14 protein-coding genes and 1 other annotated feature are annotated in these 16,605 nt (G+C 50.6%); of the genes, 3 read left to right on the top strand and 11 right to left on the bottom strand.

The window, feature by feature from the left end; translation table 11 throughout:
* Positions 1 to 13: 13 nt before the first annotated feature.
* Positions 14 to 445, bottom strand: a complete 432-nt coding sequence (locus tag KXU80_RS05665; protein WP_219837284.1) for a MarR family winged helix-turn-helix transcriptional regulator — start codon at positions 443 to 445, stop codon at positions 14 to 16.
* Between the two features lie 383 nt (positions 446 to 828).
* Here KXU80_RS05665 and KXU80_RS05670 point away from each other — a divergent pair, with 383 nt between their 5' ends.
* Positions 829 to 1,860, top strand: a complete 1,032-nt coding sequence (locus KXU80_RS05670; protein WP_258171271.1) for an alpha/beta hydrolase — start codon at positions 829 to 831, stop codon at positions 1,858 to 1,860.
* A gap of 275 nt (positions 1,861 to 2,135) precedes the next feature.
* On the opposite strand, the gene KXU80_RS05675 is transcribed toward KXU80_RS05670, so the two are convergent.
* A complete protein-coding gene (locus KXU80_RS05675; protein ID WP_219837285.1) occupies positions 2,136 to 3,239 on the bottom strand; it encodes a glycoside hydrolase family 172 protein in 1,104 nt (367 codons plus the stop codon).
* 118 nt (positions 3,240 to 3,357) lie between these two features.
* Here KXU80_RS05675 and KXU80_RS05680 point away from each other — a divergent pair, with 118 nt between their 5' ends.
* Complete coding sequence (locus tag KXU80_RS05680) at positions 3,358 to 4,224, top strand: AraC family transcriptional regulator (protein WP_219837286.1); 867 nt, start codon at positions 3,358 to 3,360, stop codon at positions 4,222 to 4,224.
* Positions 4,225 to 4,299: 75 nt separating this feature from the next.
* Positions 4,300 to 5,052, top strand: a complete 753-nt coding sequence (locus KXU80_RS05685; RefSeq protein ID WP_219837287.1) for an SDR family NAD(P)-dependent oxidoreductase — start codon at positions 4,300 to 4,302, stop codon at positions 5,050 to 5,052.
* Positions 5,053 to 5,064: 12 nt separating this feature from the next.
* Here KXU80_RS05685 and KXU80_RS05690 read toward each other — a convergent pair whose 3' ends face one another.
* The 9 genes from KXU80_RS05690 to KXU80_RS05730 all read right to left on the bottom strand — a co-directional run bounded on the left by KXU80_RS05690 (position 5,065) and on the right by KXU80_RS05730 (position 16,582).
* The gene (locus tag KXU80_RS05690) at positions 5,065 to 6,474 is read right to left on the bottom strand and encodes a PAS domain-containing sensor histidine kinase (RefSeq protein WP_219837288.1); all 1,410 of its coding nucleotides are present in this window, start codon (positions 6,472 to 6,474) and stop codon (positions 5,065 to 5,067) included.
* A gap of 35 nt (positions 6,475 to 6,509) precedes the next feature.
* A complete protein-coding gene (locus KXU80_RS05695; RefSeq protein WP_258171272.1) occupies positions 6,510 to 7,022 on the bottom strand; it encodes a TetR/AcrR family transcriptional regulator in 513 nt (170 codons plus the stop codon).
* Between the two features lie 327 nt (positions 7,023 to 7,349).
* Positions 7,350 to 7,937 (bottom strand): CGNR zinc finger domain-containing protein, encoded by a 588-nt coding sequence (locus KXU80_RS05700; protein ID WP_219837289.1) that lies wholly within the window; start codon positions 7,935 to 7,937, stop codon positions 7,350 to 7,352.
* A 354-nt stretch (positions 7,938 to 8,291) separates the two neighbouring features.
* Positions 8,292 to 9,431: a toxic anion resistance protein gene (locus KXU80_RS05705; protein WP_219837290.1), complete on the bottom strand. Its 1,140-nt coding sequence runs from the start codon at positions 9,429 to 9,431 to the stop codon at positions 8,292 to 8,294.
* A 24-nt stretch (positions 9,432 to 9,455) separates the two neighbouring features.
* Entirely contained in the window at positions 9,456 to 11,144 is a 1,689-nt protein-coding gene (locus KXU80_RS05710) for a vWA domain-containing protein (RefSeq protein ID WP_219837291.1), read from the bottom strand.
* Between the two features lie 12 nt (positions 11,145 to 11,156).
* A complete protein-coding gene (locus KXU80_RS05715; RefSeq protein WP_219837292.1) occupies positions 11,157 to 11,894 on the bottom strand; it encodes a hypothetical protein in 738 nt (245 codons plus the stop codon).
* Between the two features lie 264 nt (positions 11,895 to 12,158).
* Positions 12,159 to 13,838, bottom strand: a complete 1,680-nt coding sequence (locus tag KXU80_RS05720; protein WP_219837293.1) for a glutamine--tRNA ligase/YqeY domain fusion protein — start codon at positions 13,836 to 13,838, stop codon at positions 12,159 to 12,161.
* Between the two features lie 78 nt (positions 13,839 to 13,916).
* Positions 13,917 to 14,171 (bottom strand) — a binding site (T-box leader).
* A 335-nt stretch (positions 14,172 to 14,506) separates the two neighbouring features.
* Positions 14,507 to 15,580, bottom strand: a complete 1,074-nt coding sequence (locus tag KXU80_RS05725; protein WP_219837294.1) for a Gfo/Idh/MocA family protein — start codon at positions 15,578 to 15,580, stop codon at positions 14,507 to 14,509.
* Between the two features lie 3 nt (positions 15,581 to 15,583).
* A complete protein-coding gene (locus tag KXU80_RS05730) occupies positions 15,584 to 16,582 on the bottom strand; it encodes a Gfo/Idh/MocA family protein (RefSeq protein WP_219837295.1) in 999 nt (332 codons plus the stop codon).
* Positions 16,583 to 16,605 lie beyond the last annotated feature (23 nt).

Genomic DNA, 16,605 nt, shown 5'->3' on the forward strand with positions numbered 1-16,605 from the left:
TTCTTAGCTGCAATTACACCCGACCCGAAAGCGCCTGTGCGTCCTTCAGCAGCGTCTTCACGGACGATAATGTATCCAAATAATTTTTCTCCGTTTTGCAGAGGTCGACGAATAGATCTCGGGATACATTGCTGAGCTGCGCCTCCAAGGAAGCGCCTTTTTCCGTTAAAGCGATCTCGACTTTCCGTTCATCGTCGGTGGAACGCTTCCGGTCGATCAATCCCGCATCCTGAAGCCGTTTCAATAAAGGCGTCAACGTGCCGGAATCGAGCAAGAGCTTGTCGCCTAACGCCGATACCGTCGTATGCCCATACTCCCACAACACAACCATCACAAGATATTGCGGATAGGTTAAGCCAAACTTCTCAAGAAGCGGCCGATACAGTTTGGTGAGTTCACGAGAGGCTGCGTAAATTGAGAAGCAAAGCATATTTTCAAGTTCCATCTGTACGTACACCTCCTTTCGGCCAGCATGGCAGAATAGTAAGTTTCATTATATATCTTTTCATTAAATTTCGCACAATTAAATTTCGCGGACCTGTAACTATCACGAATGTGCATCGATGGGTATTTTTACAATTTTAAATTGCACAAAATACAATTGACATCAATTCTTATAAAGTATATGATTGGCACAAGTTAATTTTACACAATACAATTTATAAAAACTATATTTCGCGAGAGGATGATGCGAGCTGCCACAGCTTTTCAAGACTAATGCAGCAACCCAAACAGCACGATAAAGTATCCAACATGACAAATGGCCAACAGTCCCTTTCGCCCTGAAATATATCCAGAACATTCATTTATTATTAGGAGGCTATTCAAATGAAAAATATGACGAAAAAATCAACACTCTCTCTTGCGCTTGCAGCATCTGTTCTACTTGGTCTTGGAAGCACGATTCCAACGACGCACGCAGCTGCTACTTCCTCCCTCGTGCCGGCAAAACAAACACTTGTGAATCAGTTCCATATTGAAAAGAGCCGAATCGGCTACAATGTCAAAACGGGCTTCGTCCAAATTGATGGCAAGGATGCATTCAAGCCTTCCACTTCTGTTCACGGCGTTGCTTACGCTAAACTCGAGGTTTTGAAAGCCGTTCTCGCCAAGCTCACTGCTGAGAACAAAAAGACTACATTCGTTCTCGTACACGGCGCATGGGCTGACGCAAGCTACTGGACCGAAACGGCAGCCGAGCTTCGCAAGATGGGCTATACGGTTTACGCTCCTGAATATGCAGGTCATGGCACAGGTGCCAAGAAGAACGTAACCCACGCGGATGAAACCAAATCGATCGTCGACTTCATCACGAGCAAGAATCTTCATGACGTCGTCCTGCTCGGTCACAGCTTCGGCGGAGCGATCATTCAGAAAACAGCCGAGCAAGTACCTGACCGCATCAAACGCCTGGTATTCTTCGATGCATTCGCACCGCTCGACGGCCAAAGCTTGGCGGATCAATTGCCGGCTCCGGTACAGGACCTGTTCTCCCAGCTGAGAGCAAGCACGAAGGACGATACTGCGCCGATGCCGTTCCCAATCTTCCGCGATACGTTTGCGAACACAGCCAGTCTATCGATGGCTCAGCAATTGTACAAGAGCGCGGCGCCAGAGCCTGCAGCACCTCTCTTCGAGAAGCTGGATTTGAAGAAATTCTATTCGCTTAACATTCCGAAGAGCTATCTGTACCTGACTGAGGATCAAGCTGCGCCGCAAGGTCCTTACGGTTTCCATCCGAACCAATCCAGCCATCTCGGCGTTTATCGTTTGATCATCGGTTCAGGCGACCACATGACAACCGTTCACACGGAGCCGCTTCAAATCGCGGAGAAAATCGTCGCTGCAGGAAGAGACTGAGCTTAGGTAGCAGCTTATCTGCTAATCCTAAGTTGAAGCTTCATATTGAATAGCAAATCAACTCCTTCGCACCAAGCCGATTTTGACGGGATTCATTTCTTGTCGGCTTACGCTTTGGAGTTGATTTTTATTTCCAATCAATTGGATTACTATGATTAAGTTAACATAACTATAGTTATGTAACCTTTGTGATTTTCGTAATCTTATTTACATATTATTACATATAAAATAATCCCATTACTTTTACAAGTAATTGGGATTATTTTATTTCTAATTTATCGAGGCCATCTCTTACTCGCGGGCGGCAGCGAAGGAAACGGCGCATGCGGCTCCAGCTGGTACCAATACGCCACCGACGAAATATCATCCGAGCGCTCGAATAACCGCGTATGATCATGCCCGATCTGCTGAATCGTAACGCGTAAATCGCTTTCGAATCGAATCGGATCTAACATATGCCAGCGGTACATGCCGTGCATAGGTACATTATGCCCGTACCAAGCGTCGATTTCGGTCGTTTCCTTATAAAATTTGTACCCCAGATAAGGAGTGGAATAGGATTCCGGCTCCCCCGTCGTCATATTGTTGAAGCACCAGGCACCTCCGACATAATCTTCGGTCCCGGTCCCGCAAATCGTCGGCCATTCCTCATCGCCGTCCATATAAAACTTGATTTCGCCTTCTCCCCACCAATTGCGTTCCAGCGCGGCCCATGCCAAATACGTACCGATGTAGTGCCCCTTGCCTCGAACGTTGTCCAAAATCGTGAAGTCTCTGGAGCTATCCGTTATCTGCTCACGGCGCCACTGCGCATGAAAATACGCGGCTGTGTCCGGAAGCTGATCCACGAGTGAATAATTAAAGGTATAGAAGAAGCCCTCTATATCCACAGCGTGTTGATTCTCAATTGTAATTCTGGCTCCATTCCGGAAAGGCATCGGAATATAGCAGTTCATGCCGCCCGTAGGAACAACCGCAATGGGCAGCGAGCTTACATTCGTTCGAATGCCGAACCCGTTGCAGAAGAAGTCGCCCAGCGGAACCTCTACGGAAGGCTCGTCTTCTTCGTCCCAGTACATACGCAGAATCAGGTCGCGGAGCACGTATTGGTTAGCATGGCCCTTGCCTGTCTTATCGGTAACCGTAATCCAGAAATGCTGAATGATGCCTGTCCCTTGAATATGAGCAAGCGTTGCCAGCTCGCCTTGTTTCAGCGTTATGGCCGGCCTTCCTTTTCGTCCGACGCCTAATTGGCTTGCTTCCTTGCCGCCCTGCCCTTTCTCTCCGGTCGGATTCTCTGCCGATATCGAACGTGAACGTGCGCTCGTCACTAGCGGCGCGGATGACAAGCCCATGCCAAGACCATTTTGCTGCAGCATGCAGAAGCACCTCATTTATCTTATGTTGTGTAATGATGCACCTATTATATAATGAAAATATGTATATTCCGTTGGCTGATGTTGTCTACTTATTTATCAATTATTGCTGAGGTGAAAAATGAACATCGATGAGGTTTCTCCTTACATTCGCGTCGCGATGGACAGCTTGGTAGATGCCGCTTGGAGGATTGATGAGCGGGTCATCTGGGATTACGAGCTGCTTTATTTGAAGGAAGGCCAGCTTCATGTCACCATTGACGACCGGGACTATTACGGGAAAGCCGGCGATTGCTTCTTCTTCGCGCCGGGACAACGCCATGCCATTCAGGCGATTGGCGGCGCGCGCGTACACCAGCCCCATGTTCATTTCGATCTTCGTACGGAACCGGACAGCAAGGAGATCGGCGTGTCCTTCAAGCCGCTAGAACAGATGACAGCCAAGGAACGGGGATGGATTCGGGACAATGAGTTGAACACAGATCCGTCTGCGATTCCAAGCCATTTTCGCCCCCATGACCCGCGGACGCTGGAGACGCTGCTGTTCGAGCTGATCCGGGAATACGAAGCCAAGCCGCCATTCTATGAGCTGCGCTTGAAAGGCATGCTGCTTTCCCTCTTGTCCCATGTCCTCCGCGACCGGTATTGGGCGCATACGGTGACGAGCAGCGGACATATGGAGCTGTTGTCGGAGATTCGAACCTACATCGAGCATCATGCGCATCGCAGTTTGAAGCTTGACGAGCTGTCCGAACGGTTTCATTTGAGCAAGTTTTATCTCATCCACTTGTTCCGAACGACATTTCAACTGACGCCGATTCAATACCACCAGCAGATCCGAATGGAAAAAGCCAAGAGCATGATTCAATATACGGGCCTCTTCATGCAGGATATCGCTGAACTGCTGGGTTATGCGAATATTCATGCATTCAGCCGGGCGTTCAAGGCCCATACGGGCTGCTCTCCATCCGACTTTCGGCGGTTATAATAAGTACGTTAGACAAGAATAATCAATAGCTGAGAGATCCGAGGAGTTAATAAAATTGAATTGGAGTGTTGAGGAATGGAAACCGCATTTACGAATCGATATGTCATGATTACAGGTGCCGGAGGCGGCATCGGGAGAGAGGTGGCGATCACGTATGCGAAGCAAGGCGCGATCGTAATCCTCATTGACATCAACGCGGAAAAGCTGGAGCAAACGGCTTCCTTGATTCGCAGCGAGGGGCAGGACCCGCTGAGCCGCATCGTTGATTTGAGCGTGCCTGCTTCGATTGAAGCGTGCTTCATTTGGCTGCAGCAGACAATCGGCAAGCTGGACATTTTGATCAACAATGCAGGGCTAGGCGCATGGAAGTCTGTCTATGATCTTGGCGTAGACGAGTGGGATTATGTATTGAACACCAATCTGCGGGGGAATTTCCTCTGTGCAAGAGAAGCGGCTAAATGGATGCGAAGCAGCGGCGGCGGCGCGATCGTGAATATCGCTTCGACCCGGGCGCTGATGTCCGAGCCGAACTCGGAAGCATACGCGGCATCCAAGGGCGGCATTCTCGCCTTGACGCATGCGCTCGCGCTGTCGCTTGGACCGGATCGGATTCGCGTCAACGCGATCAGTCCCGGCTGGATTGAGACAGGCGATTACGAAGCGCTGCGTCCCTCGGATCACATCCAGCACCCGGCGCAGCGCGTCGGTAAGCCGGACGATATTGCGAGAGCCTGCCTGTACTTGACCGATCCCGCGAACGATTTTGTAACGGGGACGAATCTGGTGATCGACGGCGGTATGACGCGCAAGATGATCTACGAGGAATGAGGATAAGGGCGTTTATCTTCTGTAAGGCAGTGTGATTTCGACCGTCGTCCCCTGATTGATTTGGCTATGAATGGACAGCGTACCGCCATGTCCTTCAATTATGCGTTTGCACACCATGAGACCGAGTCCGGTACCGTTCGTTTTGGTCGTGAAGAACGGCTCCCCTAGCTGCGACAAGCTTTCCTCCGCAATGCCGATGCCTTCATCTGCGATGCGGATAATCAAGCTTTGATCGCGATCGTTCAGGAATACAATCTTGATTGCGCCGCCGCTCGGCATCGATTCGATCGCATTCTTCACTACATTAATTAATACCTGTTTCATCTGATCCGGATTGCAATTTATCGAAGGAATGTTCGGCTCCATGTCCAATTGAATTTGAACGTTATAGAGATGAGCATGCGGCTGCAGGAAACTAATAACGCTCTTAATCAGCTCTCGTGAGCTGCTCGCGTTGAAATCGTTTGTCTGCGGTTTCGCAAGCGACATAAACTCGTTGACGACATAATTGATATGTTCGAGCTCTTCCATCATGACATCAACGTAGTCCACGTTTTTAGCCATGAGTAAGCGAAGGAATCCTTTGAGAGACGTAAGGGGATTACGGATATCATGCGCGATTCCAGCCGCCAATTGACCGATTAGCGACAGCTTCTCCGATCGAATGATCGTCTCTTCCGACTTTTTGCGCTCCGAAAGATCCCGAATGACGGTCTGCACGACTGGAAAACCTAAATTCTTATGTACATAAATCGATGAGACTTCCACATCGATGAAGGTGCCGTCCAGCTTCTTCATCTTAATTTCCAAAAAATCCGTGTAATTATCGGACCGCTTGACCTGACGAAGCCGTTTGATAACGAGCGGCTTATCGCTTGGACATAGAAATTCATAGATCGATTTGCCCTTGAACTCTTCTTCCAGCAAGCTGCTTAAGAGCAGGCAGCCCGCATCGTTCATGAATTGAATGATCCCATCCTTATGCAGCACGATCGGTTCCGGATTGAGCTTAATCAACCGCTTAAACTGCTGCTCTCGTTCCAGCAGCTCCGCTTCTGCCTTCTTCTTCTCGCTAATGTCCCTTTCCACGCCGATGAAGCCGATTACGGTTCCTTCATTGTCGATCAAGGGAGAGACGGCAACGTTCGCATAAAACGTAGAGCCGTCCTTTCGAAGCTTCAGCGCTTCGAAATTCTTGCTTTGCTCGCCGTTAATAAGCGACCGGTATAATCGAAACACATCTTCTTTATCTTGATCGGGCGTCATCGGCAGTACCTGCCCGATCACCTCATCTCTCGTCCAGCCATGCAGCTCTTCGAATTTCCTATTCACCTCTAGCACCGTTCCGTTTACATCAACGATGACAATCCCGTCTGAAGTTAATTGCATGAAGGAATTGACCAGATATTCTTTAGGTATCATGTATTCATATCCCCTAATTCGAACAAGTGATAGGATTATTCTGTCTTGAAGGAAACTAATGATTGGACATCTAACATTTCCGATACTGTGATTAAATAACCTGCAGCCATGAACCTGCTCGTCGCCTGCTTGGCATTCGGCACGTTTGCCTTCTGGAATTTGACGCTTATGAAATCGTGAATGGATTGAAATAACGCTCTGGCATGCTCACGAATGACCGGCTCGGAAATACTATACGACTGCATGACAAGCAAAATTTCGTCGCGGTACATACTCATGCCGGAACGAAAAGCTGATCCGAGTGTATTCTCCAGCTGCGAAACAGGCGCCTCCACATCTTCAAGCAGGTCATAAATTCGGTGCATCGCACGGTCCAGAAGTGCGATATAAAGCGCTTTCTTGTTTAAGAAGAAGTGAAACACATACGGCTGTGTTACGCCTGCAGCCTTCGCTACCAGCGCCGTCGTCGCTTTATAGTACCCACGCTCCGCGAATATACCGAGTGCCTTATCCATGATTTGTTCTTTCCGGTCTTCGCGGATTGCCAAATGAATACCCCTCTCGATATTTATTAATGAATAAATAAATTATTCCACTGGCTGATGCTTCTGTCAAGAAGCGAATAATCAATCAAAATGCTGAGTAATGCTTATTAATTTACTTTGTAAAAAATAAATAAACCTTGAATTCATATGAATCCAAGGTTTATTTGCAATTTTAAATTATTTTCCAATCGCATCCATAGCGAGAGCAATCAGGATGGCAGCTCTGTCTTACACCTTCTATCATGATTTCATGCATGCCTGAAGCAAGCGGACTGGTGCTATCGCTGTTCGTCACTGCTTCCCACTCCTTTGATGTGATTTATTATTCATTCACTTGGTCAGCCGTGCTTTTTTCCGATGGTAATATTGATTCACTTTCACGCGATTGCCGCATGTTGTGACATCACACCAACGCCGGGAACCGTTTCGACTATGGTCATAAAAATGCAAAATGCATTCCGGATTGCTGCATTTTTTGATTTTACCCTGCACGCACTCGCTAGTGAGTCGAACGAGCTGTTCCATGAAGAAGCCCGCAAGTCGATGAGCCTCGTAAATCATCTCGCTGCGGAGAGATTCGCTCTTATTCGCAACTCGCAAATATCCGGCATTCGCCTGAAGAAGCGCGTTAACATGATCGATCCATTGCTGGTCCCATATTTCACCTTGAATCAAGGCATCCACGGCTGTTTGGAGCAATTCTCGCACTTCCACAACCTCGGCATGAATGCGTATTTTATCCTCTGCATTCAATTCAGCAATTCCCGTTATGCGATGCAGGAAACCTGCCGTTCTCAGCCATTCTTCTATATCTTCAAAAGTAGTCAGCAGCTCCTGCTGTTTGCCTTTATTAATCTTGCGCGTGTTCAGAAAGTCAATCGCCGTATGATTGCCAAGCCAGACGAACGGTAAAGACATGACTATAAACCTCCTTCATGTCATTTAATTGTAACACCCGTTGAAGGGGTTTACTACCCGCCTGTATGCGACAATCACGAGTAAGAGCTCCAGCGTTATTCAGGGCGGCGAGGTCTACGGCATGACGGGCGGCGTTTGCCATATCGGAGTTCCATTGGCTAAAGCCCATAAGTCGATGAGAGACAAAAGTGCACGCGGAAAAATCGTGGTCGATATTTCGCGATCGATAGTCTCGCAGCATGACTCGCATGATGATCCCACTGGAAACTCCTCCTGTCGAGCAGTGTTCTTTATACAAAAAAAACTGCCGCGAGGGCAGTTTTTTCGTTGTATGAGTTCAAGCCTGCGACACGTTTAAATACCGAGCTGATGCCCCTTCTCCAAGCGCTGAATTTGCTTCTCGCCCGTGTCTGCGAGCTCGCGGAACTGTTGGATCGTTTCGCGCATCTTAGGCAGCGCCTCCTGCTTGTAGCTACTAATGGAATCCAGCGCTGACAAAACATCCGTAAAGGCTTGCTTCAGCGTATCGACGGAAATGCTCGTTTCAAGCGACTGTTTATGAATTTCGGCGCCCTGCTCCTTCAACATTCTCGACGTGCCCGCAATGAGCTCGTTCGTCGTTTGGTTCAAGAGCTCGATCTTCTTGAGCACGATCTTCTGATTGTAGAGTGCGCTCGCTACGGTTACGGAAATTTTGAGCGCGGAGATCGTGATGTTCTTCGCGCGGTCTACCCCGCGAATCAGCTCTTTGTTATTCCGAATGACCACCTCGATGGCCATAATGCCCTGCTGATTGACGACCAGCATCTGCTGCAGGTCCATCACGCGCTGGCGCAGCGGGAACAACACTTCCTCCGTGATGAACCTTACTTTGTCAGGATCCTCATTACGCGATGCAGCCGCTTCGATCTGAGCGGCGATGGAATCATCCATCAGCATGCCCAGCTGAATTTCTTTCTGCAGCTTCTTGGTCAGGTCTCGCAGCTGCTGCTGCTCGATCTCCAGCGTCGTATTGTCGTTCTTAAGCGTAAACTTCCCTTTATCGAGGGAGACGACAATATCCCCAATGACGTTGTCAGCCTTCTGATATTTGAGAAAGTAAGCGCGCATCGGATTAAACAGCTTACCGAGAAGCCCGCCTTTGGCAAAATCGACGATGCTCGGGTCCAAATCCTTCAGCTGGGTGTGGAGCTCAGCCAGTCCTTTGGCAACCTGACCGCCCTCGTCTCCGGTTTTGGCGAGATTGCCGACCGATACTTGCAGCAGCGCATTTTTGTCCGAGGATGATCTCATGGTGTTCAGGCCGAATGTATCGATGGATTGCAATATTTCCCTGCGTTTCTCCAGCGATTCCAGATCAAGCGCCATAATCATGGCAACGTTAGCCTCCGCTGCTTCCTTCAGCTTGGCAACCTCTTCGGGCACCGGCTTCACTTCTTGCTCGATCACGGCTTTGATTTCATCGGAGCTGGGCACTTCCATTGAGAACGACACACGGTTTCCTCCTCTAGGATAAAGTTACATTTGGACGTTAAACAAGTTGCCGATCTTATAGACGACATCATCTGTATCTGCGTTAATGCTGGCTGCCTCATTAATGCTCGAAATGCTCTGCAGCGCCTTGATGTTGGCATTGTAGCCGACGGTATAAATCGGGATTTTGTAAGACTCGATCAAGCCCTTGATCTCATTAAGCGAGAGTCCCTCGTTCGTCTCCCCGTCGCTCAGGACGAAGATCAGCGGTTTCACGTTGGGATTGGCCTTCAGCTCGTCTTGGAGCATCTTCATCGCCACGACAATACCGTCGAAGGTCGCCGTGCCGCCGGCCGCTTGCAGACTGTCAACCGCACCCACGAACATCGATTGCTGCAGCGTATCGTATTTCTTGATCGGCAATTTGATGCTAACGTCGTCGGAATACGAGACGAGGCCAATGCTGTTGTCTTTGCCCAAATACTTCTGTCCCTTGAGCAGCGATTCTTTGAGCCGATTTAGCGGTTCGCCTGCCATACTGCCGGAAGTGTCGGTTACGAATACGGCCGCAATGGGCTTGCTCCCGTTCTTCTTCTCTTTCCATAGCTTCTGCGCGGAGGACAGCAGATTGCCATCGACTGGCGCGAGCTCAGACTTGTAGTCTTCAAGCCCATTAAAGCCCTTCTCCTTAGCGGCTTGCTGGTACTTCGGCTGCGTGACGAACTCAGCAAACTTCTTAATGATGTCTAATTTATCAGATGAAATATCACCTAGCGCATACAGCGGACTGTCATGTCTAACCCCGAACGGCGTAAAGACGTAACCGCTCTCTAGATCCGGTGCATTGACGAATGTCTGGTATTCCAATACAAAGCCGTCAAGCATGCCGGACTTCGCCGCATCGCGCATCTGAATCGTGGTCGACGCGATAAACGGAACATTGGCTTGGAACTTCTCGAACGCTTGAACCGCCTTATCGCCGAGAATATTGGAGCTGTCGAACGTATTGAGTGCCGTAACGAGGAAGTTCAAGCCAGTCGAGCTGGCGAAAGGATCCGTATAGCCCATGGAAAATTCATTATTGGCGATCGCTTCCGTTACGGATTTGACGTTCACCGATCCGTACTTGTCTACCAAAGCATCGTACTTGGCCTTTGCAATGACGATGCCAGGTACATTCCCGACGAGGCGCCCCGACACGAGCTGCGTCTTGATCCCGCTTGCCTTTACCATCTCGCCCCACAATTCGTTGGAAGGCGTGAACGCATCTGGGACGTATTTGCCGGATTTAATATAATCAGCTGCCGTTCCTGAAGCGATATTGCGAATTTTGACGGAGGCAGGCTTGCCGTCTACCGTAAGATTGGCTTGGTTGAATGCAGCTGCCGCTTCTGTCAGCCAGCCGTCTACGCCAGTCCCCGACTTTTCCGTGGATGAGAAGATCTCGACGAATTGATCGGTTGTATTAGGGACCGTAATCGGAAACTTCGAGATATCCGGCAGCGAATCCGCAACGTCCGCAGGATCGAGGTCGATCTGCCCTTTCACCGGCGTCTCTGTCGTAACTGAAATATCATCGTACAGCTTGCTTAGCTGCTTCCCCGCATCTTCGGCGGTCACTTGGGATTTGGACTTTCCGAGATTCGAAGTCAAATTGATTCCAAAATAGACAAGACCGAATACGCATACTAGAAAAATACCGGAAATTAGAAAGAACTTCCCCTTTTTCACCATTCAGAGCACCTCTCATTGTTTGTATAATTTCGTTTGCTGGATTAACGCGTCGATCTCTTGCATACATGGCATATTCTCAATGTCACCCGGCTCGAAGCTGTCGAGGCGCGAGATTTCCAGCAGCAGCTTATCTAGCTTCAACAAGATTTCTTCATTGGTTCCTAGGGAATTCTTGACGAAGGTAAGGTACTCGTTGTACATCGCCGTCTTCTCCTGGAGAAGATCCTTCGGAAGCGATGCTGCCTGCCTCCCCTGGAGACGCTTGAACTCCGACTCGTCAAAGACGCTCAGTCGATTCAAGATGCTGCGAACGTTCAAATAAAATAGTTTTTCTACTTCAAGAATGGTAGAAGCGAACTTCTTATAGCTGAGCTCCGCCGGATCGAATCGCTGCTGAAGCACGTTCAGCAACGTATCCTTCTTCTTATGTAAGCGGTCCAGCTGCTCCAGTGCCAGCGTGATCTCATGCTCCAGCGCTTTCATTCGCTTATAACGGGACAACGCTTCAATGTAATCCTCGTGCGTTCTGATTTCCTTTACCGGAAGCGCAAGAGGAGGTTTAAAGAGCAGTGCGTAGCTCCCATAGAGAAGCGCAAGCGCACTGGCAAGGAACAACGTGATTCCGCATGCTGCCGAGAAGGCGCTGCCTCCGATCTCGAGGCCGATGAAGCCGGGAGACAGCACCAATACGTTTACGGCCGCCACGCCAAGAAGCAGTCCCAGTAGTTTAATAAACGATGTTCCAGTCAAGCCCGATTCCTCCCGCTCCCCGCATAACTGCACTATATGTACGTCCCAAGCTGGAATAAGTTACATGCAGAACGCCGACACCTGATGTCTGAAGGTCGATCAACGGTAATTTCCTCCGCTTCTAATAGTTATGATTTGGAAATTATACCATATGCCATTACATAATATTCAATAAAATAGCTAGATTCCGAGTTTAGCGATCATGCAATAAAAAAAAGCCGCGAAGAACGCGGCTTTGTAGATCTTATATGACTCAAATTCGGCTTATTTCTTATTCCACGAATCCTTCAACGGCACCGTTCGATTGAAGACGAGGTTCTCGCCGGGCGAATGCTTGGAATCGACGCAGCAATAACCATGGCGGAAAAGCTGAAATTGCTGCTCTGGCCGAGCATGCTTCGCGAACGGTTCGATCCAAGCATTACTCACGATTACAAGCGACTCCGGATTGATGGCATCGGCCCAATTTCCGCCGTCCTCCCCCGGAACGCTTGGAGCAAGGAGCAATTCATGGTACAAACGCACTTCTGCTTTCACCGCTTGCGCAGCGTCTACCCAGTGAATCGTTCCCTTCACCTTACGGCCGGTAAACCCCGTACCGCTCTTGGTGTCCGGGTCGTACGTGCAGCGCAGCTCCGTAATTTCACCGGTCAATTCGTCCTTGACGACTTCCTCGCATCGAATGAAATATGCGCCCTTCAATCTGACCTCGGCATGCGGACTTAGGCGGTGGAAGCCCTTGGGGGGAAGCTCCTCGAAATCGTCACGCTCGATATACAGCGTTCTGGAGAAAGGAACCTCTCTGCTTCCAAGGGATGCGTTCTCGCTGTTGTTGTCGATCATCAACATCTCCGAAGCCCCTTCCGGGTAGTTGGTGATAACGACCTTGAGCGGCTTCAGAACGGCCATGACGCTCACGGTCTTCTCTTTCAAATCCTGCCGTAGGCAGTGGTCCAGAAGCGAGATGTCCACGGTGCTTTGGGTTCGGATGCTGCCGATCTCAGCAATGAAGCTGCGGATGCTCTCCGGCGTATAGCCTCTTCTGCGCATACCGCGAAGCGTAGGAAGCCGCGGATCGTCCCAGCCATCTACGTAACCGCCCTCAACTAGCTGACGCAGGAACCGCTTGCTGGTCACGACGCCCGTTAAGCTGAGCCGTCCAAACTCCCTTTGCCTCGGAGGCGCGGGGATATTAAGCTCCCGCAGCACCCATTCGTACAAGGGCCGATGGTCCTTGAACTCGATCGAGCATAACGAATAGGTGATGCCCTCGATGGCATCTTGAATCGGATGGGCAAAGTCGTACATCGGATAGATACACCAATCGCTGCCTGTTCGATAATGGCTGGCATGAACAATACGGAACAAGATGGGGTCGCGCAGGTTGATGTTGGGCGAGCGCATGTCGATTTTGGCACGGAGGACGCTAGCGCCTGCCTTGAAATCGCCGTTTCTCATGCTCGCGAACAGGATCAGATTCTCCTCAATGGATCGTTCCCGGTAGGGACTGTCTACGCCCGGCTCCGTCAAGGTGCCCCGATAAGCGGACACGTCCACCGGCGTCAAGTCGCAGACGTACGCTTTGCCCCGCTTGATTAGGATGACGGCGGCATCGTAGATACGTTCCGCGTAATCCGAGCCGAAGTAGATATGCTCCCCGGGATCGTATCCGAGCCACTTGATATCCTCAATAATCGCGTTCACATACGCGATGTCCTCCTTGAGAGGGTTCGTATCATCGAAGCGCAAATGGAACTTGCCGTTATAGGTTTGTGCGATCTCGACATTCGTCTGGATCGCGTAGGCGCTTCCGATATGCAGATAACCGTTCGGCTCGGGCGGAAACCGCGTGCACATGGTTCTGTCGAACGGAGCTGCATCGAGCTCCTCGTTTATTAATTTAACTAGAAAATAATCGGCCGTGCGAGATGTTTCGTTATCCAATGTCGGCGCCTCCTAATGAATGGGTATCGTAATAACCGGCACAAAAAACAAAAAAACTTCACCTCCAAGACCTGTTGTCTTGGGGACGAAATTTTCGCGGTACCACCCCAGATTCATTAATATGTCGCCATATTAACCTCTTCAAGTACGGCATTGCAGCAAGCCATGCGATACTCTAGCCCTGTAACGGGAGCGCCCGTCCTGCCATCCCCGAATCGGTTCCGGCATGCTGCTCAGAGGCTTGGTTCACGAACAGGCGCTTTGCTCCTTCTCAGCTGCCGGAGCTCTCTGTGGAAGCGTGTTGTCCGCTACTCTTCTCATCATCGCGTTTGAATATTTTGTCTAGGATAACAAATGAATATCATGCTTGTAAACGGCTAAATGTCCGGGATTGATACTAATTAAACGAATATTCTGTAACTTCGCGGTTGCCTGCGTAATAGTTCGCATACGATATGAACCGTTCTGCCAATGAAGTCCCCTAATATGGCTGCCGTTATTCCGGATACGCGGTTAGCGGCATTCCATTCGGTTTGACCGTGTCTTGCCACGAATAGCTTCATCCCTGCATGCGCCCCTCATTTCATCCTTATACCGCACATTATTCGATCCCAATAAGAAAGAGGCGAACGCTGCGGCCCGCCCCTTCTCCTATTCGCATATGCGTCTTAATCGAAGTAAACAGGCTTGCCTGTTTCGGCAGAAATATAGACGGCTTCAAGAATTGCCGATACCACCATCGCTTCTTCGGGCTTCACGAGCGGCTCCGTGTCATTCACGATACAATGAATCCACTGCTTCGCTTCATACTCGAAATCGGTCATTTTCTCGCCCCTGAACAGCTCCCTTGCGTTCGGATCCACATTAATGACGTTCAGGAACAAGCTTCCGTCACGCTCGCCGTTGATCCGCAAGCCGTCTTTGAAATCGGCGCCGCCCTTGGTTCCGCACAAATACGAGCCTTCCGACTTCGCGATGTTCAGCATCCAGCTGGTTTCAATCGACACGACGGCGCCGTTCTTGAACTTCACGTAGCCGAAGGCAGAATCCTCCACCTCGAACTGATCCGGTTCCCAAGAGCCCCATTCGTTTGCGGCATTCGGCGTATGCTTCAACTTATGAAACACACTGCCCGTCACGCTCTCCGGCTCGTAGTTGTTCATCAACCACAGTATCAGGTCTAGCGAATGCGTGCCGATATCGATCATGGGACCGCCGCCTTGCTTCTCCTTGTCCAGAAAAACGCCCCAGGTCGGAACGCCTCTGCGCCTCGTCGCGACCGCCTTCGCGTAATAGATCTCGCCAAGCTCACCGTTCACAATCATCTTGCGCAGGAGCTGCGAGTTCGCCTTGCTCCGGTTCTGGTATCCGATCGTCAGCTTCTTGCCGGTTCTGACGTGGGCGTCGACCATGGCCTTTGCCTCGGCGCCGGTCTTCGCCATCGGCTTCTCGCACATGACGTGCTTGCCGGCTTCCATCGCATCAATCGAAATGACCGCATGCGAAACGTTCGGCGTCAGCACGTGGACGACTTCAATGTCCTCCATGGCGAGCAGCTGCTTGTAATCCGTGTACACGCGCGCGCCTGGAACCCCGTACTTCAACGCCGCCGCGCGGGCTCTCTCCTCATTCAGATCGCAGAACGCGACCATTTCCGCCTCTTCCACCTTAGCCAGGCTCGGCATATGCTTGTCGTTCGCGATCATGCCGCAGCCGATAATGCCTATTTTCACGGTCCGCATCGCTTATCTCCCTCCCGAACGCTTGAATTCCACGGTTCTTCGTTCACGATGCGCGATATAAGCTGCTTCCAGCAGCTCCGTCAGCTTGGTGCCATCCTCCAAACCGAAAGGCATCGGCTCGTCGTTCAGCAGGCTGTTCACCCACTGCGTAAGCGGGAGCGGCTGCTCCTTCGGCAGTCGGCTTGGCGTTATCCATCCCTGCAGCGGCGAATTCGCGTGCTTGGAAATGAATTTGACGCTCTCTCCGGAGATGATCAGCGTGCCTTCCGTGCCGTACAGCTCGAATGCGGCAGGCGTCTGATACGTCACAAGGCTCGTTTCCAGCAGCGCAACCGCATTGTTCTCGAATTCGATGGAGCACTGCGCATTATCCTCGACGGACCTGCCGGTGAAATAATTAAACATGGACGTGATTCGCCGAGGCTGTCCGAGCAGCCAGCTTGCCAAGTACATCGGATGGCAGCCTAGATCCATCATCGCTCCCCCGCCCGCTTGCTGCTCGTCGTACCAATATTCGGGCAGCCAGTTATTCAGCGCGCCATCATGGCCGTTGCGAATGCGCAGCAGCGTCACGGCACCTAGCAGACCATCATCCAGCAGCTGTTTCGCGAACAAATGCTGCGGTCTCGTGCGCGCGGGAAACGAAATGCAAAATTGGACGCCCGCATTCCGCACGGCTGCAGCGATTTGATCGCATTCCGCCACGGTCAGCGCCATCGCTTTCTCCGTGAATATATGCTTGCCTGCGTTTGCGGCGGCAACCATCACTTCGGCATGCATGCTGGTCGGAGCGTTGACGACAACGGCGTCTACGTCGTCTCTTCGAAGCAGCGCATGCAGATCGGCTTCGAATGCAGCGCCAAGCTCCTCTGCCCAGTTGCGTCCCCTATCGCTATTCTCATCCCACACCGCCGTTATATTAACGCTTCCAAGAGCTTGCAGCTGCTTGGCGTATCCTTCGGCATGTACGTGCCACTTGCTAATCATGGCCACATTCAACATTGATTTCCCCTCCATAAACGAAT

It is taken from the genome of Paenibacillus sp. R14(2021) (assembly GCF_019431355.1).
Lineage (GTDB): Bacteria > Bacillota > Bacilli > Paenibacillales > Paenibacillaceae > Paenibacillus_Z.

Coding starts and splice junctions, on each gene's coding strand:
- KXU80_RS05665 (WP_219837284.1), bottom strand. CDS start 445: ATGGAACTTGAAAATATGCTTTGCTTCTCAATTTACGCAGCCTCTCGT.
- KXU80_RS05670 (WP_258171271.1), top strand. CDS start 829: ATGAAAAATATGACGAAAAAATCAACACTCTCTCTTGCGCTTGCAGCA.
- KXU80_RS05675 (WP_219837285.1), bottom strand. CDS start 3,239: ATGCTGCAGCAAAATGGTCTTGGCATGGGCTTGTCATCCGCGCCGCTA.
- KXU80_RS05680 (WP_219837286.1), top strand. CDS start 3,358: ATGAACATCGATGAGGTTTCTCCTTACATTCGCGTCGCGATGGACAGC.
- KXU80_RS05685 (WP_219837287.1), top strand. CDS start 4,300: ATGGAAACCGCATTTACGAATCGATATGTCATGATTACAGGTGCCGGA.
- KXU80_RS05690 (WP_219837288.1), bottom strand. CDS start 6,474: ATGATACCTAAAGAATATCTGGTCAATTCCTTCATGCAATTAACTTCA.
- KXU80_RS05700 (WP_219837289.1), bottom strand. CDS start 7,937: ATGTCTTTACCGTTCGTCTGGCTTGGCAATCATACGGCGATTGACTTT.
- KXU80_RS05710 (WP_219837291.1), bottom strand. CDS start 11,144: ATGGTGAAAAAGGGGAAGTTCTTTCTAATTTCCGGTATTTTTCTAGTA.
- KXU80_RS05725 (WP_219837294.1), bottom strand. CDS start 15,580: ATGCGGACCGTGAAAATAGGCATTATCGGCTGCGGCATGATCGCGAAC.
- KXU80_RS05730 (WP_219837295.1), bottom strand. CDS start 16,582: ATGTTGAATGTGGCCATGATTAGCAAGTGGCACGTACATGCCGAAGGA.